The organism is Fervidicola ferrireducens (assembly GCF_001562425.1).
In the GTDB taxonomy this organism is placed as follows: Bacteria; Bacillota; Thermosediminibacteria; order Thermosediminibacterales; family Thermosediminibacteraceae; genus Fervidicola; species Fervidicola ferrireducens.
The window spans coordinates 1-1,321 of record NZ_LOED01000083.1 but is presented as its reverse complement, the minus strand read 5'-3'; the positions used below and the strand labels follow the sequence as shown (position 1 = coordinate 1,321).

1 protein-coding gene and 1 pseudogene are annotated in these 1,321 nt (G+C 53.7%); one reads left to right on the top strand and one right to left on the bottom strand.

The window, feature by feature from the left end; translation table 11 throughout:
- Positions 1-669 (top strand): annotated as a pseudogene (locus AN618_RS13370) (transposase); the annotation flags it as partial.
- Positions 670-970: 301 nt separating this feature from the next.
- Here the strand turns inward: AN618_RS13370 and AN618_RS13635 are convergent.
- On the bottom strand, positions 971-1,321 hold a 351-nt coding region (locus AN618_RS13635; RefSeq protein WP_483788266.1), incomplete at its 5' end, for a response regulator.

Sequence of the window (1,321 nt, the reverse complement as noted above, 5' to 3'; positions counted from 1 at the left end):
CCCCTGGGCGATGACGTGCCTGTAAACAAAGACTTGCCCATGGCAGGAATAGACTTAAACCCCGATGTGGTGGCCGTAACCGTGGCCCTGCCGGACGGCAATTTTCATATATCACGCTGTTTCCGGTGTCCTGAACTGGTCTACGTTTCCCATGAAAAACGGGAATGGATAGCCGGGAACCTGGCTAAAGACATAGCCGAATGGCTGGAATCGCTGGGTATAAAGCAGGTAGCCCTGGAAGAGCTGTCCTTTGCCCAGGACCACGACACCAACCGCCTCTTCAACCGTGTCACCCACAACTTTTGCAAGAGGCTCCTATTCAACCGGATCGTCGTGGCCTTGAGGAAGAGGGGTATCGCAGTCTTTACCGTATCCGCCAGATTTACTTCGCTTATCGGCTACTTCAAATACTCACGGGATTACGGCCTTTCCGCTCACCAGGGTGCCGCCTTTGTAATAGCCAGGAGAGCTTTGGGCTTTACCGAGAAGGTCCCCAAAGAGATCCTGAATAGGCTGTCGCCAAGGGAAGGATGGCAGCATTTCAAGCTTTGGGGCAAGCTCTCCGGACTGTTCAGGGCGGCCAGAAAGCGGGCGGTAAGGAACGGCCATATGATCCTTGGGTGGAACCCTGAAGAATGGCTCTCTTTCATGTTCGGTAACTCGTCCTAATTGCGAGGTTTAAAGTCTGCCGCTCTTCCCTGCCGGGCTACCCGGGAGTCCGGCAACACCCTGTGGTGGGGGTTAAGGGGCGGCGGGTAGGCGGGGTGACTCCCCCTCCCGGTATGCGCCTTAGGGCCAAAGCCCGAGGGACGGAAAACGCCGGGAAGTAGCCCGGCAGCCAGAGGCCCGAACCGGGGAAATGTGGGCCTCCCCATAATGGGGTGTCGGGCAGCCAGACGGTGATGGAGGTAGCCGTCGGCTCTAACAGTATAGTGCTCGTTGGGGTCTGCACAATGAGTACCTAACAAAGCTATAGATTGTTTAGCTTTGTATAGGGAAAATTGACCTCTATTTCGCCTTTGAGCTTTTCGAAGGTTTCCAGGGCGTGCCTGCCGTTCGGGGATTCTAGGACTTTGAAGCCCTCCCTTTCAAAGAAATCCCTCAAAAGTATCCTTATTTTCGCTTCATCTTCCACCACCAGGATCGTCTTCGGTTTCACGGCAACTCCCCCCGAAAGTTTCCTTTTGCATTTCATCAGGAAGAATTCTATTTTAATGATGTTAATTCCTGGTTCAAAAAACTTGACTGTTTTTATCTCCAGCCAAGCCGGCCCCCAGACCAGGCTTTCGCCTCCTTCCCGGATATTTGATTTGCCCTCCGA